At 62.6% G+C, this 24463-nt stretch carries 21 protein-coding genes; 11 read left to right on the top strand and 10 right to left on the bottom strand.

The annotated features are described in order from the left end of the window. Window positions 1–3: 3 nt before the first annotated feature. The 4 genes from PR017_RS07680 to PR017_RS07665 all read right to left on the bottom strand — a co-directional run bounded on the left by PR017_RS07680 (window position 4) and on the right by PR017_RS07665 (window position 3796). Window positions 4–555 carry a hypothetical protein gene (locus tag PR017_RS07680; RefSeq protein ID WP_111221855.1) on the bottom strand — a complete coding sequence of 184 codons (552 nt, stop codon included), beginning with the start codon at window positions 553–555 and terminating at the stop codon, window positions 4–6. Between the two features lie 103 nt (window positions 556–658). Next, window positions 659–1735: a YcjF family protein gene (locus PR017_RS07675; protein ID WP_111221856.1), complete on the bottom strand. Its 1077-nt coding sequence runs from the start codon at window positions 1733–1735 to the stop codon at window positions 659–661. Then, complete coding sequence (locus PR017_RS07670; protein WP_111221857.1) at window positions 1732–3207, bottom strand: YcjX family GTP-binding protein; 1476 nt, start codon at window positions 3205–3207, stop codon at window positions 1732–1734. The genes PR017_RS07675 and PR017_RS07670 overlap by 4 nt, the downstream gene beginning before the upstream one ends. 79 nt (window positions 3208–3286) lie before the next feature. Then, window positions 3287–3796 (bottom strand): SixA phosphatase family protein, encoded by a 510-nt coding sequence (locus PR017_RS07665; RefSeq protein ID WP_111221858.1) that lies wholly within the window; start codon window positions 3794–3796, stop codon window positions 3287–3289. A gap of 281 nt (window positions 3797–4077) precedes the next feature. Here PR017_RS07665 and dksA point away from each other — a divergent pair, with 281 nt between their 5' ends. Further along, complete coding sequence (dksA, locus tag PR017_RS07660) at window positions 4078–4497, top strand: RNA polymerase-binding protein DksA (RefSeq protein WP_111221859.1); 420 nt, start codon at window positions 4078–4080, stop codon at window positions 4495–4497. 89 nt (window positions 4498–4586) lie between these two features. Here dksA and PR017_RS07655 read toward each other — a convergent pair whose 3' ends face one another. Further along, a complete protein-coding gene (locus PR017_RS07655; protein WP_111221860.1) occupies window positions 4587–5687 on the bottom strand; it encodes a flagellar biosynthetic protein FliO in 1101 nt (366 codons plus the stop codon). A 333-nt stretch (window positions 5688–6020) separates the two neighbouring features. Here PR017_RS07655 and cckA point away from each other — a divergent pair, with 333 nt between their 5' ends. After that, complete coding sequence (cckA, locus tag PR017_RS07650; protein ID WP_111221861.1) at window positions 6021–8627, top strand: cell cycle histidine kinase CckA; 2607 nt, start codon at window positions 6021–6023, stop codon at window positions 8625–8627. Window positions 8628–8644: 17 nt separating this feature from the next. Here the strand turns inward: cckA and PR017_RS07645 are convergent, their stop codons facing one another. The 3 genes from PR017_RS07645 to PR017_RS07635 all read right to left on the bottom strand — a co-directional run bounded on the left by PR017_RS07645 (window position 8645) and on the right by PR017_RS07635 (window position 11540). Next, window positions 8645–9529 (bottom strand): DMT family transporter, encoded by an 885-nt coding sequence (locus PR017_RS07645; RefSeq protein ID WP_111221862.1) that lies wholly within the window; start codon window positions 9527–9529, stop codon window positions 8645–8647. 93 nt (window positions 9530–9622) lie between these two features. Further along, window positions 9623–10549 (bottom strand): pseudouridine-5'-phosphate glycosidase, encoded by a 927-nt coding sequence (locus PR017_RS07640; RefSeq protein ID WP_111221863.1) that lies wholly within the window; start codon window positions 10547–10549, stop codon window positions 9623–9625. Between the two features lie 46 nt (window positions 10550–10595). Further along, the gene (locus tag PR017_RS07635) at window positions 10596–11540 is read right to left on the bottom strand and encodes a carbohydrate kinase family protein (RefSeq protein WP_111221864.1); all 945 of its coding nucleotides are present in this window, start codon (window positions 11538–11540) and stop codon (window positions 10596–10598) included. A 240-nt stretch (window positions 11541–11780) separates the two neighbouring features. On the opposite strand from PR017_RS07635, the gene recA reads away from it, so the two are divergent. Next, window positions 11781–12869: a recombinase RecA gene (recA, locus tag PR017_RS07630; RefSeq protein ID WP_111221865.1), complete on the top strand. Its 1089-nt coding sequence runs from the start codon at window positions 11781–11783 to the stop codon at window positions 12867–12869. Window positions 12870–13032: 163 nt separating this feature from the next. Next, on the top strand, window positions 13033–15693 hold the full coding sequence (alaS, locus tag PR017_RS07625; RefSeq protein WP_111221866.1) for an alanine--tRNA ligase: 2661 nt from the start codon (window positions 13033–13035) through the stop codon (window positions 15691–15693). Window positions 15694–15767: 74 nt separating this feature from the next. On the opposite strand, the gene PR017_RS07620 is transcribed toward alaS, so the two are convergent. Next, a complete protein-coding gene (locus PR017_RS07620) occupies window positions 15768–16214 on the bottom strand; it encodes a GNAT family N-acetyltransferase (protein WP_111221867.1) in 447 nt (148 codons plus the stop codon). Window positions 16215–16292: 78 nt separating this feature from the next. After that, window positions 16293–17504 carry an NADP-dependent isocitrate dehydrogenase gene (locus PR017_RS07615; RefSeq protein WP_111221868.1) on the bottom strand — a complete coding sequence of 404 codons (1212 nt, stop codon included), beginning with the start codon at window positions 17502–17504 and terminating at the stop codon, window positions 16293–16295. 229 nt (window positions 17505–17733) lie between these two features. Here PR017_RS07615 and PR017_RS07610 point away from each other — a divergent pair, with 229 nt between their 5' ends. The 7 genes from PR017_RS07610 to PR017_RS07580 all read left to right on the top strand — a co-directional run bounded on the left by PR017_RS07610 (window position 17734) and on the right by PR017_RS07580 (window position 24332). After that, window positions 17734–18276: a hypothetical protein gene (locus tag PR017_RS07610; protein WP_111221869.1), complete on the top strand. Its 543-nt coding sequence runs from the start codon at window positions 17734–17736 to the stop codon at window positions 18274–18276. A 45-nt stretch (window positions 18277–18321) separates the two neighbouring features. Next, window positions 18322–20334: an FUSC family protein gene (locus tag PR017_RS07605; protein WP_111221870.1), complete on the top strand. Its 2013-nt coding sequence runs from the start codon at window positions 18322–18324 to the stop codon at window positions 20332–20334. A 76-nt stretch (window positions 20335–20410) separates the two neighbouring features. Beyond that, window positions 20411–21238, top strand: a complete 828-nt coding sequence (locus PR017_RS07600; protein WP_111221871.1) for an RNA methyltransferase — start codon at window positions 20411–20413, stop codon at window positions 21236–21238. After that, the gene (gene murI, locus PR017_RS07595) at window positions 21219–22019 is read left to right on the top strand and encodes a glutamate racemase (RefSeq protein ID WP_111221872.1); all 801 of its coding nucleotides are present in this window, start codon (window positions 21219–21221) and stop codon (window positions 22017–22019) included. The genes PR017_RS07600 and murI overlap by 20 nt, the downstream gene beginning before the upstream one ends. Before the next feature lie 129 nt (window positions 22020–22148). Continuing rightward, entirely contained in the window at window positions 22149–22337 is a 189-nt protein-coding gene (locus PR017_RS07590; RefSeq protein ID WP_240539105.1) for a type II toxin-antitoxin system RelE/ParE family toxin, read from the top strand. A 12-nt stretch (window positions 22338–22349) separates the two neighbouring features. Next, window positions 22350–22637 carry a HigA family addiction module antitoxin gene (locus PR017_RS07585; RefSeq protein ID WP_111221873.1) on the top strand — a complete coding sequence of 96 codons (288 nt, stop codon included), beginning with the start codon at window positions 22350–22352 and terminating at the stop codon, window positions 22635–22637. Between the two features lie 180 nt (window positions 22638–22817). After that, entirely contained in the window at window positions 22818–24332 is a 1515-nt protein-coding gene (locus PR017_RS07580) for a helicase HerA domain-containing protein (protein ID WP_111221874.1), read from the top strand. The last annotated feature ends 131 nt before the right edge of the window (window positions 24333–24463 follow it).

Below are 24463 nucleotides of genomic sequence, written 5' to 3'. Positions count from 1 at the left end.
CGATTACTTGATGGCGCCGACGGTCATGGTGTCGACAGCCTCGCGCTTCAGGCTGAGGCCGATGACTGGGACCATCTGCTCGTCGACCTTGACCGAGATCGTCACGTTCATCGACTTGTCGTCCTGCAGGCGGGCAATCATGGCGCCGTTCAGCTTCTGGCGGTTAAGGCCGACGACGACCGTATTGTCGTTGACCGAACCGGACGTGACGTCGAGGCCCTTGCCGGCGGCGCCGTCGAGGAACTTGCCGTTGTAGGTGCTGCCGCTCTGTGTGATCTCGGCGGACATCGGCTGCTGGAAGACGCCGACGCGGCAGGTGCCGTCGAGCTTGACGCCTGTCGCGGATCCCTGGCTTGGCGTGCCGATCAGATTGCAGGTGAATTTGGTGCCCTTGTATTTGCCGGCAACGATCTCGCCCGGACCGCGCCATGCGCCGGACACCGACTGGAAGAAAGCCTTGTCGCGGGACGAGGCATTGGCCGATTGCGCCCAGTCGACGACGGAGAGGGCCATGACGGCGAGGCCGCATACAACAATAAACTTACGCGAAAACATGGGCTTTCCTTGGCAAAGGTGTACCGGAAACTAAGCTCCGACTTTGCCTCAGAATGGTTAACAGCTCGTTTCTTTTGGGGTGCAGGCCTTAAAGAATGGCCTGTCAGGGCTGCCTTTTGGCCGCACCAGGCGAGAGGTCGCCGATGAAATCGCCAATGCCCGGGCGCTTCAATGCCCGGAATGGCAGCGGGCGGCAGAGGTCCATCGCAGCAATGCCGATGCGGGCCGTCATCAGCCCGTTGACGACGCCTTCGCCGAGCCGGGCCGAGAGTTTCGAGGCCAGCCCATGGCCGACGATCTGCTGGACGAGGCCGTCGCCGACGGCGATCGAGCCGGTGACCGCCAGGTGGGCGACAACATCGCGCATCAGCTTCAACATGCCCAGTGTTCCAGGCCTGCCGCCATAAAGGTCGGCCATGGCGCGCACCAGCCGGGTGGATTCGAAAAGCACGTAGAGCAGGTCGACGATCGCACGCGGGCTGACGGCGGTGACGACCGAGACGCGCCTGGAGGCGGTGAGGATCAGCGCCCGTGCGTCGCGGTCCAGCGGCCCCAGCAGTTCACGCTCCGCAAGCGAAATCAGGCCCGGCGTATCGATGATATCGCCTTCCGTCGCCTTCAGTGCGGCGCGGCCCCTGGCTGTCGCAGGCTTGGCGGCAAACAGCGTCGAAAGCCGATCGACCAGCGCCCGGGCACGCGCAGGTTTTACCTCCAGCGCTGCGGCCTCCGCCTCGGCGCGGATGGCGTGTACCGTTGCCAGCCGCATCATGCCGGCGGTTTCGCGGACGACCATTCCGATCACCGCGAGGATGCCGATGCCAAGCACGGTCAACGCAGTGTAGCCCAGCCAGTCGGCGCGGGTGAAGAGATTGCGGATCAGCTCATCCGTCCACAGGCCGAAGGCCAAGGAAAGCAGGATGCCGAACGCACTGAGCGCAACCTTGGCAAAGGAAAAGCGGCGGCGGGGCTTGAGGCTCGGCAGCGTACCTTCGAGAGACGACGACGGATTGAGGAAGGGATCCTCCTCGTCAGGGGTGAGGACGATGTCTGCGTCGAAGCTTTGCGGACGGCGCGCTGGCATGGCCTGACGGGAATCGGTCGCCGGCGGCTCCGGTTCCATCGAGAAGGCTGCCGGACTGCGGGAGGAATGCGGCGGATCGTTTTCGATCGGTTGGGTCATGCGAGGCGGTCTCCGAACAGGAACTGCATGGCGCGGTCGAGCCGGATGTGCGGCACCGAGAGAACCACGCCGGTCGGTGAACGGTCGAGCAGCGGTGGCCGAAAGCGCACGACGTTGACATCCGGCAGCGGACCGGGGTCGCTGTCGGTTCCGGGAAGCGCGAACAATTGCTGCGGATCGCGGGGCAGGTCGCCGGGGAAGACGGCGGTATTACGGACACCATCGAAGACGTCGCCATTGATCGTCTCGCCGGCAATGGGCGTTCCGACGATCACCGGGAGCACCTGTCCGTCGCGCGTGACCGTAGCCTCGCGGGTGGCCCGGATCGAGGCCAGCGCCATCACGTCGATGCCGGCACCGGTCATGCCGATCTGCTGGGTTGCCCTCTCGACGAGACGGCGGGTGAGGGCCTCCAGCCGGTCGTGGCTTTCATGGTGGAGGTGGTCGGCCTTGGTGGCTGCAACCAGCACCCGGTCGATGCGGCGGCCGACAAAGGAGGAGAGGAAGCTGTTCGTGCCGGGGCGGAAACAGGCCAGCACGTCGGCCAGCGCCCGCTCGAGGTCCTGGATTGCCTCGGGGCCGCGATTGATGGCCTGCAAGGCATCGACGAGGACGATCTGCCGGTCCAGCCGGGCGAAGTGTTCGCGGAAGAACGGTTTGACGACCACGGACTTGTAAGCCTCGTAGCGCCGCTCCATCATCGCCCAAAGCGAGCCCTTGCCAGCCTTGCCCGGCGCAGGTGTCGGCAAAGGGGCAAACGTCAGCGCCGGCGATCCGTCGAGATCGCCGGGGAGCAGGAAACGTCCCGGTGGCAAGGTAGAGAGGGAGCGTTCATCCGATTTGCAGGCGCGAAGATAGGCGGTGAACGCCTGGGCCAGATCGCGGGCGCGCATTTCGTCGGCAGGAGACGCCGCATCCGTGGAGGCGGAGCGCGCCAGCCACTCCCGGGACAATTCGGCTCGGACGCCGGTTTGCGCCAAAGCCAGCGTCTCCTCGCTGAAGGTCTGGTAGTCCTTGGCAAGCAGCGGCAGATCGAGCAGCCACTCGCCGGGGTAATCGACGATATCGATCGACAGCCGGCCGGGGGAGAAAATACGGTTCCAGCCGCTGGCGCTCTGGTATTCCAGCGTGATGCGCAATTCGGAAATCGCACGCGTCGAATCCGGCCAGATGCGGTCCTTCACCAGCGCCCGGATGTGGTCTTCGTACTGGAAGCGCGGGACGGCATCGTCGGGCTGCTGCTCGAGGCGCACGGCCGAGATGCGTCCGGACTGCATGGCCTCGAACAGCGGCAGGCGACCGCCGTTCAGGAGGTTGTGGACGAGCGAGGAAATGAAAACCGTCTTGCCCGCGCGCGACAAGCCCGTCACGCCAAGGCGAATGGTCGGATTGACGAGATTGGCAGCCCGGTCGGCGATATTGTCAAAGGCAATCAGCGCGTCGTCGGTGAAGGAAGTGAGGCTCGGCGGCAAAGCGGCATCCCTGCATTGAAGTCAACCGCAATATAGGGAGGGATGCCATGAAAAGAAGCAGTCTTCCGCCGCTCGCCGTCTATTCGCGAATGAAATCGCTGAGAATCCAGGTCGCCGTCGAACCGTCTGGACTTTGGATTGAGTCAAGGACGGCGAATCCCGCTGTGGGAAAGCCGCCGGGCAGGGACTTCTGCATCGCATCGTGGCCGATCAGGGCCTCAAGCACCTGCGAAATTATCGGATTATGGCCGACAAGCATGATGGAGTCGCCACCGGTTTGGGCCGACAGGATGTCGAGATAGGTCTCCTGCGAGGCGTCGTAGAGGCCGTCGACATACTGGACCTCGGTGGTGGCGCCGATGGCGCGCTTGAAGGCATCCGTGGTCTGGCGGCAGCGCAACGCGGTCGAGGCAACCACCAGATCCGGCCTGTAGCCCTTGTCCGCAGCCTTGTCGGCGACGATTTCCGCCTGCGCGAAACCGTTGTCATTCAGGGCCCGGTCGAAGTCGCGCTCGCCCGGCTGTGCCTGCGCTGCCTCGGCGTGTCGCAACAGGTAGATGCGGGACGGTGGCGGCAAAATACGGGTCATGGGGGTCCGTTCCATCGTGAAGTTTATCGATCGACCTTGCGTTCGTGGCGCCCGTCCGTCAACCGCGACATTCCAAGCAACGGCGAAAACAAAGCTTGCTCCACAGAAGCCTTATAGCTTCGGCTCAAAAGCTTCGCCAAAATAAATGATGAAAAATTAGACCTTTAGCCATTTTTTGTGACAGATTTAAAAATCTGTTCGGCGGCTGTATTAGGCTTGAACCGGCACGGTCGCTTGCTGTATACCCCGCGCCATATGAGATGTTCTTCAGGAGAATCGCGTTGAGTGAGAAGATCGATCTTAGCAGTTACGTTCCCTCGGAAGACGAGGAGTTCATGAATGTACGGCAGAAGGCTTATTTCCGGTCCAAGTTGGTTGTCTGGAGAACCGATATCCTGAGAGAAGCGCGTGAAACGCTCGAGCATCTCGCTGAGGAAAGCGCCAATCACCCCGATCTCGCCGACCGTGCTTCGTCCGAAACGGACCGGGCCATCGAGCTTCGTGCCCGGGACCGCCAGCGCAAGCTGATTTCCAAGATCGACGCAGCCCTGTCGCGGATCGACGATGGCACTTACGGTTATTGCGAAGAAACGGGTGAGCCGATCGGCCTCAAGCGCCTAGACGCACGCCCGATTGCCACTCTGTCCATCGAAGCGCAGGAACGCCACGAGCGCCGCGAAAAAGTCTACCGCGACGAATAGGGATCGAGAGATCCATCTCCGTTAGTAAGGCACGACCCATACCGGTCGTGCCTTTTGTTTTTTCAGCGTGGCGCCGTGAGGCCCACGCTTTATTTCTCACGGTTGACGCTCATTTCCCCGAAGATGCGGGCAACTTCCTTTTGCAGGGCAGCGTCGCCGCCGACAACCGGCGCCATGTCGGGATCGCGGCGCTGCTGCGGCGGAACGGGTTCCGGACGTGGCGCCAGCTCTGGGCGCACAGAGGGTGGCGGCGCTATGGGCTGGACGACACGCTCTGCCGTCAGGTTGCTGGTCATCTCCGCTTCCAAAACTCTTTCGAAATCGCTGCCGAGTTTTCTAGGCTGGGCCACTTCAGGTGTCGGGACTTCATAGGATTCGCTGTAGGCATCCTGCGCGAGCATCGGCGCTGGCGCTGGAGCTGAAGGCATTACCTCGCGCGCAGATGCCGGCCTATTGTCCCTTGTGCGTTCCGCCGGCAGGACACGGCTACGAGCGGCATCGAGAATATCGGCGGCGTCCGCCTCCGCCTGTCGTTCGAAGACAACCGGTTCCACGTGCATTGCCTGGACGGGTGCTGAAGCCGCAAGCGGGCGCTCGTCTCTGGGAGCCACATAGGCGGTCTCGACCTCCGGCCCAGGCGTGGGGCTTAGCGGCGTGAACTGCTGCCTCGGCTCCGGCGCTGCCACCGGCGACGAGACTGCGGCAGCAGGTCGTTCGATCTCGGTTGTTGGCACCGGCGGTGCGGGTGGCGGGGATGAGAGAGCAGCCGGCTCCCGGCGCCGACCGACGATAGGCGACGGTTCCGTCGAGGCTTCGAGCTGCCGTGGGGCCGGTTCCGGAGCCGTGATTGTTTGGACGGGCGGGGCGCTGGCGATTGGCTGGGCGGGCGCCGCAATCCTCGATGTATCGCCGATACCGCTTTCGATGACGATATCGGTGGGGCCGCCGATCATGACGAGATGCTCCACGCCGTCGCGGCGGATGAGGACGATCCGGCGTCTCGCGTCGATGGCTGCGGCATCCAGAACCTGCAGCCGCTGCTGGCGACCCTTGCCGCCGCGCACGAATGGCGAGGGCGCCCTGTTGCGCACCAGCCACAATATAGCGACCAGCACGAGGAGGGCGGCCGCTACGCCGCCGGCTGCGACGAACAGGCGGCTGCCATAGGTTCCAGCGATCTCGTCCAGCATAGTTTCGATACTCCGATTTCAACGTTTACACCGTCTGGCCTACGGCTCTGAAGCCGCCAGACCAGGCTTGTGTCCGGCGGCAATCATTGGGACATGATCCCCGCCTAAACAAGATGCCATTGGTCATTCTGTGATGCCGGCACCCAAAATACCGCCGATGTCATCACTCTGAACGATATTCTGAAGAAAGCTGGCGCAGTTCCTTGTGAATTCAAGCCTTTCTCCACCAACGGCCGCTTTTTGCCGATGCCGCAACTTGCTAAGAAGGTCAAAGTCCTGATTCCAAATCCGTCAACACATTGACGGAATGCGGCGCGGGCCAACGAGGGGTTCATGACCAAGCTGCGTCAGTCCGACGAGTATAGCATGCCGCTGGTCGATCGCGGGGTTCGTTCCGGTATCGTGCTTCGGATCATTCTTCTGGCGCTGGTGCTGATCGCCGCGGCGGCGGCATTTGTCGTGTTCAAGAACGAGCTCGACAACGAGATCGTGCTCGGTGCGCTCGGAATCCTTGCCATGGTCGGCATCTTCTTCCTGGTTTCATCGATCATCGGCTTCGTCGAAGTGATGCCGCAGACCCAGTCCGACAGCCTTGCGCGCTCGTTCCTGGACAGCCAGCCCGATGGCACGCTGATCACCGACGACAAGGGCCGTATCGTCTACGCCAATCTCGCCTACGGCAACCTGACCGGCGCCAGCAAGACCACCGAGGTCCAGTCGCTCGACACATTGCTGTCGCGCAACCGCGAATCCAACCAGGCCCTGTACCGGCTTTCGAACGAGTTGCGCGAAGGCAAGGAAGGCAGCGAGGAATTCCGGCTGATGAAGCCGCTCGGTCCCGTCGGCTCCAGCGGCTCCGGCGCCCACTGGTATCGCCTGAAAGCGCGTCTGCTGCCACCGGGTCAGGCGCGCGGCAAGGCGCTGCACGTATGGCAGATCACCGACATCACCTCGGAGCGTGACGACCAGGAGCGTTTCTTCAAAGAATTGCAGAACGCCATCGATTATCTCGACCATGCACCTGCCGGTTTCTTTTCGGCCGGACGAAAGGGCGAGATCTTCTATCTCAATGCGACGCTGGCGGAATGGCTGGGTCTCGATCTCACCAAGTTCACGCCGGGATCGATCACAGTCGGCGACCTGGTGGCCGGCGAGGGGCTCGCGCTCATCCAGTCCGTGCAGGCAGAGCCCGGCCTCAAGAAGACCGTTACCCTCGATCTCGACCTGCGCAAGGGCAATGGCCAGAGCCTGCCCGCCCGTCTTGTGCACAGCGTCACCTCGATGCGCGACGGTGCCCCCGGCGAAAGCCGGACGATCGTTCTCGGCCGCCAGAAGGATGATGACGACGACCAGTCTGCCTCGGTTGCGGCGATGCGTTTCACCCGCTTTTTCAACAATACGCCGATGGCGATTGCTTCGGTCGACGGGACAGGGCGTATACTTCGCACCAACGCACCGTTCCTGAAGCTGTTTTCCAACGTTGTTTCGCGCGACGATATCGAGCGCGGCGCGACGCTGGAGACGATCTTCAGCGAAAGCGAACGGCCGCTGCTGGCGCAGGCATTTGCCGCTGCCAAGGACCGGCAAGGCGATATTCCGTCGATCGATTCCCGCAATCCGAAGGATGAGACACGGCATTTCCGCTTCTACATCAATGCGGTCATCGAGCAGAGCGACGAGGCGCCGGAAGAGGCTGCCATCGTCTACGCCGTCGAGGTGACGGAGCAGAAGGCGCTCGAGGCGCAGATGGCGCAGACGCAGAAGATGAATGCGGTGGGTACGCTTGCCGGCGGCATCGCCCATGATTTCAACAACGTGCTGACCGCGATCCTGCTATCGTCCGACCATCTGCTGCTGCAGGCTCGGCCGGCCGATGCAAGCTTTGCCGACCTGATGGAGATCAAGCGCAACGCCAATCGTGCGGCCGTGCTCGTGCGCCAGTTGCTGGCCTTTTCGCGCAAGCAGACAATGCGCCCGACAATCATCAACCTGACCGATGTCATCGGCGATCTCCGCATGCTGGTCGAGCGGCTGCTGTCGGGTACCCGCGTCAAGCTGGAGGTCGACTACGGGCGCGATCTGTGGCCGGTGAAAACGGATCTGTCGCAATTCGAGCAGGTGCTGATCAACCTCTGCGTCAACGCTCGCGATGCCATGCCGGACGGTGGCACGCTGCTGCTGCGCACCCGCAATGTCGAAGCGGACGATATGGCCGCATTCAACTCTGCCTACTTGCCGAACGAGGACATGGTGCTGGTGGAAGTCACCGATAACGGCACCGGTATCGCGCCTGAAATCATGGACAAGATCTTCGAGCCGTTCTTCACCACCAAGGATGTCGGCAAGGGCACGGGACTCGGCCTTGCCATGGTCTACGGCATCGTCAAGCAGTCCGGCGGTTACATCCAGCCCGATTCCGAAGTTGGCAGGGGCACCACCTTCCGCGTTTTCCTGCCGCGTCACGTGATGGACATCCTGTTGCCCGGCGAAAGCCCGCAGGAAGCGCCGCACGCCCCGCCAATGGGCGAGGGCGCCGCACTTGCCGACGTCGAGCAGGCAGACCTCACCGGCAAATCGGCGGTCGTGCTTCTGGTCGAGGATGAGGAGGCCGTGCGGCGCGGCGGCAAGCGCATGCTGGAAACGCGCGGCTACACCGTGCACGAGGCTGGATCCGGCGTCGAGGCGCTGGAAATCCTCGAGGAACTCGAAGGCAAGGTCGATGTCGTCGTCTCCGACGTGGTGATGCCGGAAATGGATGGGCCGACGCTGCTGCGCGAATTGCGCAAGATCTATCCGGATATGAAGTTCATCTTCGTGTCGGGATATGCCGAGGATGCGTTTGCGCGCAACCTGCCGGCGGATTCGAAGTTCGGCTTCCTGCCGAAGCCGTTTTCGCTGAAGCAACTGGCGGTCGCTGTTCGCGAGATGCTGGACAGCTGATCGGCAAGCGTGACGCTTCAGCCGCGTCGGGCGATCAGGATGCCGGCCAGCACAATGGCGCCACCGACCGCCTGCAGCGGGCCGATGGTTTCACTCAGCAGCGCCCAGGCAAGTACCGCGGCGACCACCGGCTGCAGCAACAACGTCAGCGATGAGAATGCGGCAGGCAGATAGGCGAGCGCATAGGTGATCGCCACCTGGCCACCGGCATGGCTGATGAAGGCCAGCCCTATCAGCATGAGCCAGCCGAACAGGCTTGGTGGCAGCATGACTCCCTCGATCATGAAGGCTACGGGGAAAAGACAGATGGTTGCGGCGGCCGTGCTCCAGACCATGATCTGCAGCGTGTCGAACCGGGTTCTGAGCCTGCCGATCACCAGAATATATCCGGCGTAGAACAGCGCTGCGACTGTTGCCAGGCCATCGCCCCTGAGATCGCCGTTGGCTAGGCCGGAAAGGCCGCCCTTCAGGGTGACGATACCGACCAACGCAGTCGCCAGCCCGAGCAGAAAAAGCTTGGTGATCCGCGCGCCGAGGAACAGCCAGCCGATGGCTGCGACGAAAATCGGCGCCAGATTGGCAAGCAGCGTCGCATTGGCAACGGAGGTCATGTGGATGGAGAGGTGCCAGGTGACGAGATCCGTGGCGAGGAACAGCCCCGGCAGGACGAGCATGAAGCATTCCGACAAGTTACTCGGTTGGACGGCGGACTTCCGGCGGCTGGCGAGTGAGACGAGAAGTAGCGGCAGGAGCGCCAGCGCCACCCGCCAGAATGCCGTGGCAAGCGGACCCACCTCAGACAGGCGTACGAAAATCGGCGAGCCCCCGATGGCAGCACCGCCAACAATCAGGGCTGCCAGCGCTATGCGGCTGTCGCGCTGTACTGCAGCGGCTGGGGGCATGATATCTGGCACGGGAGGTTTCCTACTGGAGCCCTTAAAACGAAAAACCGCGCCGGAGACCGGCGCGGCAGCTTCGGCAAATGATGTCTCTGCTTAATCCGCCAGAGCGACGGCGATTTCGGCAGCGAGGCGCGCATTGTTCTCGACCAGCGCGATGTTGGTCTTCAGGCTGCGGCCGCCGGTGATGTCGAAGATGGTGCTGAGCAGGTAGGGCGTGACTGCCTTGCCGACCACTTCCTCGCGCTCGGCGCTGTCGAGCGCTCGCTCGATGTAAATCTCCATCTCCTCGCGCTCGATCTGGTCTTCCTCCGGCACGGGATTGGCGATCAGCATGCCGCCATCGATGCCCAGCTGCTCGCGCACCGTCTGGAAATTGGCGATTGCTGCCGGGCTGTTCAGCGTCAGCGGGCTTGGCAGGCCGGAGGCTCGCGACCAGAAGGCCGGGAATTCCGGGCTGCCGAAGGTGACGACGGGAACACCGCGGGTTTCCAGCACTTCCAGCGTCTTCGGAATGTCGAGGATGGCCTTGGCGCCGGCGCAGACGACGATGACGCCGGTGCGGGCCAGTTCCTCAAGGTCGGCCGAGATATCGAAGCTGGTCTCGGCGCCGCGATGCACGCCACCGATGCCGCCGGTGGCAAACACCTTGATACCGGCCCTTGCTGCTGCAATCATCGTGGCAGCAACCGTGGTTGCGCCGGTGCGGCGCTCGGCGATGGCAAAGGCTAAATCGGCGCGCGACACTTTCATCGCGTCCGTGGTCTGGGCGAGGCTCTCGAGCTCGGCCGGCTCAAGGCCGATGTGCAACGTTCCGTGGATGACTGCGATGGTTGCCGGCACGGCGCCTTCTTCGCGGATGATCGCCTCGACGCTGCGGGCCATGTCGATGTTGCCGGGATAGGGCATGCCATGGGTGATGATTGTCGATTCGAGCGCGACGATCGGTGCGCCGCGTGCCTTGGCGGCTGCGACTTCACTTGAATATGAGATCGGCAACAGAGCGGAAAATGGTTTGGTCATGGTCTTGTCCACCTGAGTGTGCGGGTTTGATGGGCGGGATGGGCCTTCATGACAGTATTTTGGGCGCGCCGACAAGGGCGAGAACCTGACGAAGATGCTCCGGCGACAGATTGGCGGCCGTTGCAAACGGCGACTGAACCGTGATCGCGGCCGCTGCGGCGCCGTGGCGCACCGCCTCGGCGAGATCGAGACCGTCCATCAGCGCCGAAAGCACCCCGGCCGCCAGAGAGTCGCCGGCGCCGGTGACGTCGGCGACGTCGTCCACAGTCGGCGGCTCCAGGGTGAGGGTGATGCGGCCGTCAAAGGCGACGAGAGGCTGCTGCCCTCGCGTGATGACGCCACCCTTGAGACCAAGGGCCTGCAACTGGCTCACCCACTGCAGCGGATCGTCCGGCCTGCTGCCGGTGAGGGCGGCGGCTTCCGACTGGTTGAGAAACAGATAGTCGATATCGGCAAGGCAGGGTTTGAGGCGCACTACCTTGGCCGGGGAGATGGCAATGGCTGCCAGCGGCTTGCCGAGATCGACCGCTTTGCGGGCAATCGCTGCCAGTGTTTCGGCCGGCAGATTGGCGTCGCAAAGAATAAGGTCCGCCGATGCGAACGAATCGCGGATGGCGCGGATCAGCAGGCGGCGAGGGCTGAAGAGCTTGTAGAGCTCCATATCGGCCAGCGCGATGACCAGGTTTCCGTCTTTTTCGATGATCGCCGTGTAGCTCGGCGTCGTGCGATCGAGAAAGACGAACGGGCGGTCGTCGACGCCAGCCTCGCGAGCGGCGGCCGCCACCATGTCGCCAAGAGCATCGCCGCCGCGAGGCGAGATCATCCGCACGTCGTGGTGAAGCCGGGCGAGATTGCGGGCCGCATTGAAGCCGCCGCCGCCCGGTTCCTCGAACCAAGCGCCCGGATTGCTGGCGCCTGGATCGGTCTCTCCGAAGATGCGGCCACGCCTGTCGATGTGAGCGCCGCCGAGCACGAGAATCTGCTTAGACATACCCAGCCCCGGTCATTTCGAAAGAGCCGAATCGACCCGCATTTGCGAACCCGGGAAAGCCTGCTGGGGATCGCCTAAGTCTTTGCGGCAAAAAAGGAAAACAAAAATAGAACAAAGGTCATTTTACCTTTTTGTTTCAATTATTTGAAGGCCCCTTGCGGAACCGGAACAAATCAAGTACAAAAACGACATCAACTGCTTCATTGCCTGTGCGGCTTCAATAACCTAAAGGTGGATCTCATGTCACAGAATAGTTTGCGGCTCGTAGAGGAAAAATCGGTGGACAAAAGCAAGGCGCTCGAAGCCGCACTCTCTCAGATCGAGAGGGCATTCGGCAAGGGCTCGATCATGAAGCTCGGTTCGAATGAAAGCATCGTCGAGATCGAGACAGTATCCACGGGCTCCCTGAGCCTCGATATCGCACTTGGCATCGGTGGATTGCCGAAGGGGCGTATCGTCGAGATCTATGGGCCGGAAAGCTCGGGCAAGACGACGCTGGCGCTGCAGACCATTGCCGAAGCCCAGAAGAAGGGCGGCATCTGCGCCTTCGTCGACGCCGAACATGCGCTCGACCCGGTCTATGCCCGCAAGCTCGGCGTCGATCTCCAGAACCTTCTGATCTCGCAGCCAGATACCGGCGAGCAGGCGCTCGAGATCACCGACACGCTGGTACGCTCCGGCGCCATCGACGTGCTGGTCATCGATTCCGTTGCGGCCCTGACGCCTCGGGCTGAAATCGAAGGCGAAATGGGCGACAGCCTGCCAGGCCTCCAGGCTCGCCTGATGAGCCAGGCGCTGCGCAAGCTGACCGCGTCGATCTCGAAGTCGAACACGATGGTCATCTTCATCAACCAGATCCGCATGAAGATCGGTGTAATGTTCGGTTCGCCGGAAACGACGACTGGCGGTAACGCGCTGAAATTCTACGCCTCTGTTCGCCTCGACATCCGCCGCATCGGTGCCGTCAAGGATCGCGAAGAGGTCATCGGCAACCAGACGCGCGTCAAGGTCGTCAAGAACAAGATGGCGCCTCCCTTCAAGCAGGTCGAGTTCGACATCATGTATGGCGAAGGCGTCTCGAAGACCGGCGAACTCGTCGATCTCGGCGTCAAGGCCGGCATCGTGGAGAAGTCAGGTGCCTGGTTCTCCTATAACAGCCAGCGTCTCGGGCAGGGTCGCGAGAACGCCAAGATTTTCCTGCGCGACAACCCGGAACTGGCAAAGGAGATCGAAACGATGCTGCGCCAGAGTGCCGGCCTGATCGCCGACAAGCTGCTGGTGAACGGCGGTCCCGATGCCAACGACGGCGACGTTGCCGCCGATATGTAACGGTCCCGGCCGCAAGGTCGAAGGGTAGGTTGAAGCTGCCGGCCGCACGTCTTTCGGGATGTGCGGCCGCTTTCGTTCGTGCGGCTGGACAGGATCGAGAGCGAGCGATAAAAGCCAGTGGATTTTGTATGGGGACTGCCGACGGCAGCGATAAGGGCATAGCATGAGCGGCGTAAATGAAATCCGGTCGACCTTCCTCGACTACTTCAAGACGAATGGGCACGAGATCGTTCCGTCGAGCCCGCTCGTGCCGCGCAACGACCCGACGCTGATGTTCACCAACGCCGGCATGGTGCAGTTCAAGAACGTTTTCACGGGGCTGGAACAGCGCCCCTACAAGACAGCGTCCTCGGCACAGAAATGCGTGCGCGCCGGCGGCAAGCACAACGACCTCGACAATGTCGGCTACACCGCCCGCCATCACACCTTCTTCGAGATGCTGGGCAATTTCTCGTTCGGCGATTATTTCAAGGAGCAGGCCATTGAGCTTGCCTGGAACCTGATCACCAAGGAATTCGACATCGACGCCAAGCGCTTGCTGGTGACGGTCTACCACACCGACGACGATGCCTTTAACCTCTGGAAGAAGATCGCCGGCCTGTCCGACGACCGCATCATCCGCATTCCGACCAGCGACAACTTCTGGGCGATGGGCGATACAGGCCCTTGCGGCCCTTGTTCCGAAATCTTCTACGATCACGGCGACCATATCTGGGGTGGGCCTCCCGGTTCCGCCGACGAAGACGGCGACCGGTTCATCGAGATCTGGAACCTCGTCTTCATGCAGTTCGAGCAGCTTTCAAAGGACGAGCGGGTCGACCTGCCGCGTCCGTCGATCGACACCGGCATGGGCCTGGAGCGCGTCGCGGCGCTGCTGCAGGGCAAGCACGACAATTACGACATCGATCTTTTCCGGGCGCTGATCGAGGCCTCCGAGGAAGCAACCGGCGTGATGGCTATCGGCGATAACCGGGCCAGCCACCGGGTCATCGCCGATCACCTGCGCTCGTCGGCCTTCCTGATTGCCGACGGCGTACTGCCGTCAAACGAAGGTCGCGGCTATGTGCTGCGTCGGATCATGCGCCGCGCCATGCGCCATGCACAGCTGCTCGGTGCCCGCGATCCGCTGATGTACAAGCTGCTGCCGACGCTGGTGCAGGAGATGGGCCGCGCCTATCCTGAGCTGGTGCGGGCGGAATCGCTGATTTCGGAAACGCTGAAGCTCGAGGAAAACCGCTTTCACAAGACCCTAGACCGTGGTCTGTCGCTGCTGTCCGACGCCACCGCCACCATGGGCAAGGGCGATATGCTCGATGGCGAGACGGCCTTCAAGCTTTACGACACCTATGGCTTCCCGCTTGACCTGACGCAGGATGCGCTGCGCGAGCGCGGCATCGCCGTTGACGTCGGCAGCTTTACCGATGCGATGGCCCGCCAGAAGGCGGAGGCACGCTCCCATTGGTCCGGCTCCGGCGACAAGGCGACGGAGACCGTCTGGTTCGAACTGAAGGACAAGAACGGTGCGACTGAATTCTTGGGCTACGACACCGAGACGGCTGAAGGCGTCATCCAGGCGATCGTCCGCGATGGCGTGTCTCTCGACAGCGCTGCCGAAGGCGAGACGGTGCAGATCGTCGTCAACCAGACGCCTTTCTACGCCGAGTCCGGCGGCCAGATGGGCGATACCGGCGTGATTGCCGGCGAGGGCGTCAAGCTCACCGTGTCCGATACGCAGAAGCGCGGCGACGGGTTGTTTGCCCATGTGGCAACCGTCGCAACCGGCACCATCAGGGTCGGCGACCCCGTCGTGCTGACGGTCGATCATGACCGGCGCGGCCGGCTGCGCGCCAACCACTCGGCGACCCATCTGCTGCACGAGGCGCTGCGCGAGGTGCTCGGCACGCATGTGGCCCAGAAGGGTTCGCTGGTCGCGCCAGAACGCCTTCGCTTCGATCTCTCGCATCCGAAACCTATGTCCGTCGAGGAACTGAAGGTCGTCGAGGAAATGGCCAACGAGATCGTACTGCAGAACGCGCCGGTATCGACGCGCCTCATGAGCGTCGACGATGCGATTGCCGAAGGCGCGATGGCGCTGTTCGGCGAAAAATACGGCGACGAGGTCCGCGTCGTCTCGATGGGCACGGCGGTGCGCGGCGAGAAGGCTGCCAAGCCCTATTCGATCGAACTCTGCGGTGGAACACATGTGACGGCGACCGGCCAGATCGGCCTGATCCGGGTGCTCTCTGAGAGCGCCGTCGGCGCCGGCGTGCGCCGTATCGAGGCCGTCACGGGCGTTTCGGCGCGCGATTATCTGGCCGAGCAGGATGACCGCGTCAAGGCTCTGGCAGCAGCGCTCAAGGTGCAGCCTGCCGAGGTCGTCACCCGCGTCGAAGCCCTGATGGATGAGCGCCGCAAACTGGAGCGTGAGCTCGCGGATGCCAAGCGCAAGCTTGCGATGGGCGGCGGGCAGGGCGATGGCGCCGATGCTGTCCGCGACATCGGCGGCGTCAAGTTCCTCGGAAGGGCTATCGCCGGCGTCGATCCGAAGGATCTGAAGAGCATGGCCGACGAAGGCAAGACCAGCCTCGGCTCAGGCGTCGTCGTGCTCGTCGGCGTCTCCGAGGATGGCAAGGCGAGCGCCGTCGTAGCCGTCACCGAAGATCTGGTCGCCCGTTTCAGCGCGGTCGATCTGGTGCGCATCGCGTCTGCGGCGCTTGGCGGCAAGGGCGGCGGCGGCAGGCCCGACATGGCGCAGGCCGGCGGTCCCGATGGCTCCAAAGCCGACGAGGCGATCGCGGCCGTAGCAGCAGCACTCGCCGTCTGACAGGTGCTGAGATTTTAGGATTTGGAATGGCGGGAGCGATTAGCTTCCGCCGTTTTTCGTTCTACAAAGGCTTGCTACAGGGCCTTGCGATACTGGATGAAGCCGGATCGCGCCGCGATGTGGTCATAAAGGCGCTGGGCTGCGGTATTGGTTTCATGGGTCATCCAGTACAGGCGACCGGCATCGTTGGCCCGGGCGAGGTCCGCCACAGCCTCGATAAGGGCTGCACCCGTGCCCTTGCCGCGTTGATCGTTCTCGACATAGAGGTCCTGCAGATAGCAGGTCCATTCCGGCATCCACGTCGAGCGGTGGAAGATGGCGTGGACGATGCCGACCAGACGTCCGGCGTCATCGAAAGCGCCGAGCGCCTGCATATGCTCGCTCTGATCGTGAAATCGCGCCCACGTCCGGTCTGTCGTTTCCGGCGGAATCTCGACCTCGTAGAAGCGCTGGTAGGCCTGCCACAGCGGCTCCCAGGCGGTGCGGTCGTCAAGCTTCAGCGGACGAATGGTGTTGGGCATCGGATCCGGTCTCCGGGCTGCAGATATGGAAACGGCGGGGAAGTCCCCGCCGTCTGCCGATCACATTAAGAAAATGGCTTATGCCATTGCCTTCTGGAGATTTTCATCGACCTTGTCGAGGAAGGCAGTCGTCGACAGCCAGGGCTGGTCGGGGCCGATGAGCAGGGCCAGATCCTTGGTCATGAAGCCGCTTTCGACCGTGTCGACGCAGACGGTTTCGAGCGTCGCTGCAAACTTGGCGAGTGCTGCGTTGTCGTCGAGCTTGGCGCGATGCGCGAGGCCACGTGTCCAGGCGAAGATCGAGGCGATCGAGTTCGTCGAAGTCTCCTGGCCCTTCTGGTGCTGGCGGTAGTGACGGGTCACGGTGCCGTGGGCTGCTTCCGCTTCGACGGTCTGGCCGTCTGGCGACAGCAGCACCGAGGTCATCAGGCCGAGTGAGCCGAACCCTTGGGCGACGATGTCGGACTGGACGTCGCCGTCGTAGTTCTTGCAGGCCCAGACATAACCGCCGGACCACTTTAGAGCCGAGGCGACCATGTCGTCGATAAGGCGGTGCTCGTAGGTGATCTTCAGGGCATCGAACTGCGTCTTGAATTCAGCGTCGAAGACTTCCTGGAAGATGTCCTTGAAGCGACCGTCATAGGCCTTCAGGATGGTGTTCTTGGTCGACAGGTAGACAGGCCACTTGCGCATCAGGCCGTAGTTCAGCGAAGCGCGGGCAAAATCGCGGATCGATTCGTCGAGGTTGTACATGGCGAGAGCCACGCCGGCGCCCGGCGCGTCGTAGACTTCCTTCTCGATGACCGCGCCGTCTTCGCCGACGAACTTGATCGACAGCTTGCCCTTGCCGGGGAATTTGAAGTCGGTGGCCTTGTACTGGTCGCCGAAGGCGTGACGGCCGACGACGATTGGCTTGGTCCAGCCGGGAACCAGGCGCGGCACGTTTTCGCAGATGATCGGCTCGCGGAAGATGACGCCGCCGAGGATGTTGCGGATGGTGCCGTTTGGCGACTTCCACATCTGCTTCAGGTTGAATTCCTTGACGCGGTCTTCGTCCGGCGTGATCGTCGCGCACTTTATGCCGACGCCGTATTTCTTGATGGCGTGGGCTGCGTCGATCGTTACCTGGTCGTTGGTGGCATCGCGATTTTCGACCGAGAGATCGTAATACTGGATGTCGAGGTCGAGGTAGGGAAGGATGAGCTTATCCTTGATCAACTGCCAGATGATGCGGGTCATCTCGTCGCCGTCGAGATCGACGACGGGGTTTGCAACCTTGATCTTTTCCATATATCTGCCTCGTTCTGCTGATGGCCGGGCGGCCCGGTGTGTTGGACTTGAAGTCTCGAGCGCTATAGCACCGCGGGGCGCCGAGGCAAAGCCGGGAAGGGCGCAGAATTCGCCTTTTTGCGCGTCAAATCTGCCTGGCCAATCACCGCTTTTCTAGTGCGAGGCGCTTGTAAGGCTCGCCGATATAGCCGATTTTACAATGATATCTTGTGTGTTTACGGACATTGCCATGCCCCGATCGCTGCCTGCATACCTCATCGCCGCCCTCGTCGTTATCCAGGCGCCCGGCGCCTTTGCCGCAGATCCTGCCGTTTCTCCGGTGAAGACTATCATGGATGCGACGGTGGCCAACTGGGCTGGCGGCGACAGCGACTGGCAGGACATGTTCGACGCGTCGCACCTGCGGCAGTTGTTCAGCGCCGATTTCATTCGTGGCTACCAGGCCGCCCAGAATTATCCGGCGACGGAAGACGGCATCTCGCCGTTCGACTACGACGTCATTGTCGGCAGCCAGGATGCCTGTCCGCTCGAGAACGTGACGATCGTTCCGGGCGCTGTATCGGGCGGCAAGACCGAGGTGGTGGTGCGGTTCCAGAAGTCGCACTGCATGGGCGCCGACGATGCTGCAGCGTCTGACGCCTTCACGGAAGTTCGCTTCGAGGTTCTGACCGAAGGCGGAAAACCCGTGGTCGACGACATCCTGACGACGGACGACAATGGTAAGCCGAGTTCCCTCAAGGCTGCCATGCAGGATATCGCCAAGCAGCCGTAGCCTGACGCCACAGGCTGGCGATGCGTTTAACGACGAAGGATCCTGATGCACATCGCCCATCGGTTTCGTGATTGGCTGGCCGCCAACGACCCGGCATTTTCGCGGCTGCGACAGGCCTCGCGGGTGACGCTGACCGTGGTGCTATCCTTCAGCATTCTCTTCGTCATTCATTCAACGATCGTGCCGCTGCCCGATGTCGCCTATGCACTCGGGATACTCCTGTCGATCCAGGGCGGCTTCACGGTGCGCGACAAGCGTCCTTCGGAACAGTTGGTGACACGGCTGATTGGCTGCCTGGCCAGCGTGCTGGCCGTCATACTGGCAGCGCTGCTCGCGGACCATCGCTACATCAGCGATGTCGCCTTCCTCGCCATCATCTTTGCCGCAAGCTGGGTGAGGGCCCTCGGCGTGCGCTGGAATGCGGTGGGCATGTTCGCCTTCATGTCCTATTTCATGGGTGCCTATTTCCAGCCCAGGCTGGGTGAGATGCCGCTGGTGGCGATGGGTTCGGTGGTCTCCTCGCTGGTCGCCCACGGCGTGCGCTCCGTCCTGCTGCCGGATGACTGGCGCAAGGACCTGCTGCGGGCGCTGGAGAGCGTGCTCGGCCGGGTCAACCAGATGCTGATCGAACTTGCGGTCAGCGTCCGCGACGGGCGGATATCGGAAGCGGAGCATCGTGCGCTGCTCCAGGCTGAGGAGCGGCTGAAGGACGTCGTGCTGATGGCGGAGAGCTTCATTCCCAAACCGTCCGACGATGCACCCGCTGTCGATACGCCGGCGAGCGATACGCTCGCCAGCGATACACCGGCCGTCGATATCTCAATGCGGCTGTTCGACGTCCATCTGGCGGCGGAAAGCGCCATCATGATGAGCCAGAGCGCCGTGCCGAGCTTCGCGCTGGTGCAAGCCGTCATTGCCCATGACGACGCCCTGCTAGAGCGCGAGACCGATGGCTTCGAGACGATGGCGGACAAGCGCAGTTCCGAGACGATGCGGGCGATGATCTGGCTCCGGGACGCCCGCGATGCGCTGACGGAAACCCTGTCTCTCGGCCGCACGACGGGTTTCAGCGATATCGCCGGCGGGAACGGCGCCCGCACGGTCATCAAGTGGCCAAAACTGTCGCTCGACGATGCCGCCATGCGATCGGCGCTGCAGATCACTCTGGCCACCGGCATCGCCATGGTCTTCGGTCTGCTGTTGTCCCGCGAGCGCTGGTTCTGGGCGGTGCTGACGGCGTTTCTGGTGTTCACAAACACCAATTCGCGCGGCGATACGGCTGTGAAGGCGTTTCAGCGCTCGATGGGCACCGTGCTGGGGATTGCTGTCGGCATGGCCTTGGCGCTGGTGGTAGCGGGCCATACCGCCATTGCCATCTCGCTTTCGGTCGTGTCGATCTTTCTCGGCTTCTACTTTATCCAGGTGTCCTACGGGGCCATGACCTTCTTCATCTCCATCGTTCTATGTTTGGTCTACGGCATGACGGGCGCGCTGACGCTACAAGTGCTGCAACTGCGGATCGGCGAGACGATCATCGGCGCGACGGCCGGTGCGGCGGTTGCCTTCCTGGTCTTTCCAGCGAAGACGCGAGGCGTGCTGGATGGGGCGCTGGTCAAGTGGTTCGATGCGCTCCGGGCTTTGCTCGATGCCGCCGGCGGAAGCGGTCCGGGCCTGGAGCTGATCCGCCTGTCGCAAAACCTCGATGCCGCCTACCGCGACGTCACCACCGCGGCCAAGCCCCTCGGCCAGTCCTGGAGCCTGGTGCGCAAACCGGGCAATGTGCGCCAGACGCTGGCGATCCTGATGGCCTGCACCTACTGGGCCCGGGTCTTTGCCCGCAACATCGCCTTCTCTCGCGACGATCCGGATGGCGAGATCGCGCTGAATGTGTCTGAGAACCTCCAGCGGCTGAATGCCATCTCAGGCAGGGGCTCGGAGTGCTTCTTCGTCGACCGCAAGTCGGCGCGGGCGACCGGGCGCCATCTACCGCTGTCGCGCGGCGGCATGCGGCTCGGCATCGAGATGGTCGGATCGATGCTCGATCGGCTTTATCCATGAGCCGGGGCTTGCCGTTCCGGGCCTTCGCGGGTATTTCCGGCAGCAATTTCGCCGCTGCGTCGCACCGAGGATAGTCATGTCAGGAACAAACAGCGAAAAGCCGTTGCTGGCCGAGGGCCCGGTCATTATTCTGGTCGAGCCGCAGATGGGCGAGAACATCGGCATGGTGGCGCGCGCCATGGCGAATTTCGGCCTTGCCGAACTGCGTCTCGTCAACCCGCGCGACGGGTGGCCGAACGAAAAGGCGACCGCCGCTGCCTCAAATGCCAGTCATGTCATTGAGGCGACGCGCGTATTTCCGACCTTGGAAGAAGCTATCGCCGACCTCCATTTCCTCTATGCAACGACGGCCCGCGAGCGCTACGGCTACAAGCCTGTCCGCTCGCCTGTCGTGGCGGCAGAGACGCTGCGGGGGCGGTTTGTAGCCGGGGAGCGCTGCGGTGTCCTGTTCGGGCGCGAGCGCTGGGGCCTCAGCAACGAGGAAGTGGCGCTCGCCGACGAGATCGTCACCTTCCCGGTCAATCCCGCCTTTGCCTCGCTGAACATTGCCCAGGCGGTGCTGCTGATGTCCTATGAGTGGATGAAATCCGGCATGGAGGATCTGAGCGTCACCAGCTTTGCCGCCAATCCGCAGCGACCGTCGACGAAATCTCAGCTTCAGGGGCTGTTCGACCATGTCGAGGAAGCGCTGAGCGCGCGGAATTATTTTCATCCCATCGAAAAAAAGCCGAAGATGATCGACAATCTCCGGGCGGTGTTTTCGCGCCAGGGCTTTACCGAGCAGGAGATCAGCGTCATGCGTGGCGTGATTTCGTCGCTGGACCGCTTTCCGCGCAACGTCTCCCGCGCAGAGCCGCGCAATGCCGCCAAGGAAAAACCCGTCGATGAAAGCGCCAACGACTGAGCCAAAACCGATTTTGGTCTTCGATTCGGGCATTGGCGGCCTCACCGTGCTGCGCGAGGCGCGGGTGCTGATGCCGGAGCGGGGCTTCGTCTATGTCGCCGACGATTCCGGCTTTCCCTATGGCGGCTGGGAAGAGCAGCCGCTGAAAGAGCGGATCATCTCGCTGTTTGCCCGGCTGCTTGCCGAATACGATCCCGAGATCTGCATCATTGCCTGCAATACCGCCTTCACGCTTGCCGGTGCCGATCTGCGCGCCGCCTTTCCTGGCATGACCTTCGTTGGCACCGTGCCAGCCATCAAGCCGGCGGCCGAGCGCACCCGCTCCGGTCTTGTCTCGGTGCTGGCGACGCCCGGAACCGTCAAGCGCGCCTATACCCGCGACCTGATCCAGTCCTTTGCCGCCCAATGCCATGTCCGCCTCGTCGGCTCGGAAAACCTGGCGCGGATGGCGGAAGCCTATATCCGGGGCGAACCGGTCTCCGACGAAGCCGTGCTGCAGGAAATCGGCCAATGTTTCGTGGAAAAGGAGGGTCGCAAGACCGACATCGTCGTGCTCGCCTGCACTCACTATCCGTTCATGGCGAACCTCTTCCGCCGATTGGCGCCCTGGCCGGTCGACTGGCTCGACCCCGCTGAGGCCATCGCCCGCCGCGCCCGCAGCCTCGTGCCTGTCCTCGCCGATGCCGTCCATCCGGAAGCGGACGATTTTGCGGTGTTTACCTCGGGCAACCCGGATTTTGCGACGCGGCGGCTGATGCAGGGGTTCGGGCTGAGGGCGTAAAATTCTGTGTGGAGCGTAACGATACGCGATACACTCAGCCATGATCGTAGGCTTTCGACACAAGGGTCTTGAAGTCTTCTATCTGACGGGATCTACCCGAGGCATACAGTATCGGATGCGGTGAAGCTGGTGGGCATTCTTGATGCCCTCGATATCGCTCCAACGCCTGATGAACTCTACCTGCCTTCGTTTAAGCTGCATCCTCTCAAGGGCAAGCTGAACGGTTTCTGGTCCATCTGGGTCAACGGAAATTGGCGGATTACATTTCGCTTCATCGATGCCGATGTCGAACTGGTCCATTATCTCGACCATCATTGAGAGGTGCCTGACATGATGAAATCTCCTCCTCATCCCGGAGAATTGTTGCGGCAGGATGTGCTGCTGCCATTGGGACTTGCCGTTACCGAGGCCGCCGAGCGCCTGAAGATTTCACGCGTATCGTTGTCGCGCGTTCTGAATGGCCGGGCAGCTATAAGCCCGGATCTCGCAGTCCGGCTGGAAATGGCCGGCGTCAGCAAGGCGCGCTTCTGGCTGGGGCTTCAATGCAATTACGATCTCGCGCAAGCCCTGAAGCGCGATCATCCAGCGGTGAGGCCATTGGACGACAAGACCGACTGAGAGGCTGTGGTCCGCACTGAACCGCCTGTCGTCACGCGCCAGCATGTGCTTTGAAAATCCCTTGTGGGTTTCCCAAACGCGGCGGCGAATGCCGCGGAATTCTCTGATAGACGGAGGCGCGCCGTTGCTGAACAATGGCAGCTTCACATTTCCTGAGTCTAGACTGAACGAGGTAGTGCATTGCAGGTCGGCATCGACATGGGGACGGCGTCCGGCGGGACCAGCGCCCAGCTCGATATCGAGGAGCTGCTGGCGACGCGCCTCCTGGTGCAGGGCAATTCCGGCTCCGGTAAATCCCATCTTCTCCGGCGCCTGCTGGAGCAATCGGCGCAATGGGTGCAGCAATGCATCATCGATCCCGAGGGCGATTTCGTTACGCTCGCCGACAAGTTCGGCCATGTGATCGTCGATGGCGAGCGCAGCGAGGCGGAACTGACGGGCATTGCGACGCGCATCCGGCAGCACCGTGTCTCCTGCGTGCTGACGCTCGAGGGGCTCGATGTCGAGCAGCAGATGCGCGCCGCCGCCGCCTTTTTGAACGGCATGTTCGATGCCGACCGCGAATACTGGTATCCGGTGCTCGTGGTCGTCGACGAGGCGCAGATGTTCGCGCCGGCCGTTGCCGGCGAAGTCTCGGACGATGCCCGCAAGATGTCGCTCGGCGCGATGACCAACCTGATGTGCCGCGGCCGCAAGCGCGGGCTCGCCGGCGTCATTGCCACGCAGCGGCTGGCAAAGCTTGCCAAGAACGTCGCCGCCGAAGCCTCGAACTTCCTGATGGGCCGCACCTTCCTCGATATCGACATGGCGCGTGCTGCCGACCTGCTCGGCATGGACCGGCGCCAGGCGGAGATGTTCCGCGATCTGCAGCGCGGGCATTTCGTAGCCCTTGGTCCGGCCCTGTCGCGCCGGCCGCTGCCGATCACCATCGGTACCGTGGAAACCTCGGCGCGCTCGTCGAGCCCGAAGCTGATGCCGCTGCCGGATGCGCCGATGGATGTCGAAGACCTGATCTTCACGCCCGATCCGCAGGAATTCCAGCGCGCTGCCGTGCGCCGAGCACCGACGCCCCGGCCGACGACGGATATCCTGGCTGAGCTTTCACGATTCGTGCCGCCAGCAATGGCGCCGATCGAGGATGCCCGGCCGAAGCAGGCGGATGTGAGCCCCGAGGAGCGGCAGGCGCGGCTGGCCGCCGTGCTGGCCGAAATCCTCGACGATCCCGCCTCCGGCTTCCGGACCGATTCCGTGCTCTACCAGGAGTTCCTGGTGCGGGTGCGCATGCGTCGCATTCCAGGGCCGCCGCTGTCGATGCCGGATTTCCGCCATCGGGTTGCGATCTCGCGCTCCGGCGTCGATCCGGTGACTGCAGAGACCGAAAACTGGGCAACGGCGATGACGCTGTCGAAGGGCGTCACCGACGATCTTCAGGGCGTGTTCCTGATGCTCGCCAAGGCTGCCATCTGCGGCGAGCCGTGTCCGTCGGATGCGCGTATCGCCCGCGCCTACGGCACGCACTCCGCCCGACGCGCCCGACGCCTGCTCAGCTATTTCGAGGAACAGGGCAGCGTCGTCGTGCACACCGATTTTTCCGGCAGGCGAGTCGTGGCTTTTCCCGATATCGATTGCCAGACGGCGCCGGGTGACGCCAATGCCGTCGATGATGTCAGCGTGACACAGACGGCCGCCGAGTGATTCCAGCCGACCTTTGTGGCTGAATGCCGGTTTCGCCGGTACAGACGTTTCCCAGCGGCATCCGTTGTTGACAATTCGATGACTTCTGCCTAAACAGCGCCCAACGCCGGGCAGAAATGTCCGGTGTTTCA

The organism is Rhizobium tumorigenes (assembly GCF_003240565.2).
GTDB lineage: Bacteria > Pseudomonadota > Alphaproteobacteria > Rhizobiales > Rhizobiaceae > Rhizobium > Rhizobium tumorigenes.
Note: the sequence above shows the minus strand (reverse complement) of the source record. Positions and strands in the feature narration are given on the sequence as shown.

Coding starts and splice junctions, on each gene's coding strand:
- PR017_RS07620 (WP_111221867.1), bottom strand. CDS start 16,214: ATGCCCAACACCATTCGTCCGCTGAAGCTTGACGACCGCACCGCCTGG.
- PR017_RS07655 (WP_111221860.1), bottom strand. CDS start 5,687: ATGCTGGACGAGATCGCTGGAACCTATGGCAGCCGCCTGTTCGTCGCA.
- PR017_RS07665 (WP_111221858.1), bottom strand. CDS start 3,796: ATGACCCGTATTTTGCCGCCACCGTCCCGCATCTACCTGTTGCGACAC.
- murI (WP_111221872.1), top strand. CDS start 21,219: ATGAAAGCGCCAACGACTGAGCCAAAACCGATTTTGGTCTTCGATTCG.
- PR017_RS07585 (WP_111221873.1), top strand. CDS start 22,350: ATGATGAAATCTCCTCCTCATCCCGGAGAATTGTTGCGGCAGGATGTG.
- recA (WP_111221865.1), top strand. CDS start 11,781: ATGTCACAGAATAGTTTGCGGCTCGTAGAGGAAAAATCGGTGGACAAA.
- PR017_RS07600 (WP_111221871.1), top strand. CDS start 20,411: ATGTCAGGAACAAACAGCGAAAAGCCGTTGCTGGCCGAGGGCCCGGTC.
- cckA (WP_111221861.1), top strand. CDS start 6,021: ATGACCAAGCTGCGTCAGTCCGACGAGTATAGCATGCCGCTGGTCGAT.
- PR017_RS07635 (WP_111221864.1), bottom strand. CDS start 11,540: ATGTCTAAGCAGATTCTCGTGCTCGGCGGCGCTCACATCGACAGGCGT.
- PR017_RS07675 (WP_111221856.1), bottom strand. CDS start 1,735: ATGACCCAACCGATCGAAAACGATCCGCCGCATTCCTCCCGCAGTCCG.
- PR017_RS07645 (WP_111221862.1), bottom strand. CDS start 9,529: ATGCCCCCAGCCGCTGCAGTACAGCGCGACAGCCGCATAGCGCTGGCA.
- PR017_RS07680 (WP_111221855.1), bottom strand. CDS start 555: ATGTTTTCGCGTAAGTTTATTGTTGTATGCGGCCTCGCCGTCATGGCC.
- PR017_RS07605 (WP_111221870.1), top strand. CDS start 18,322: ATGCACATCGCCCATCGGTTTCGTGATTGGCTGGCCGCCAACGACCCG.
- alaS (WP_111221866.1), top strand. CDS start 13,033: ATGAGCGGCGTAAATGAAATCCGGTCGACCTTCCTCGACTACTTCAAG.
- PR017_RS07615 (WP_111221868.1), bottom strand. CDS start 17,504: ATGGAAAAGATCAAGGTTGCAAACCCCGTCGTCGATCTCGACGGCGAC.
- PR017_RS07640 (WP_111221863.1), bottom strand. CDS start 10,549: ATGACCAAACCATTTTCCGCTCTGTTGCCGATCTCATATTCAAGTGAA.
- PR017_RS07610 (WP_111221869.1), top strand. CDS start 17,734: ATGCCCCGATCGCTGCCTGCATACCTCATCGCCGCCCTCGTCGTTATC.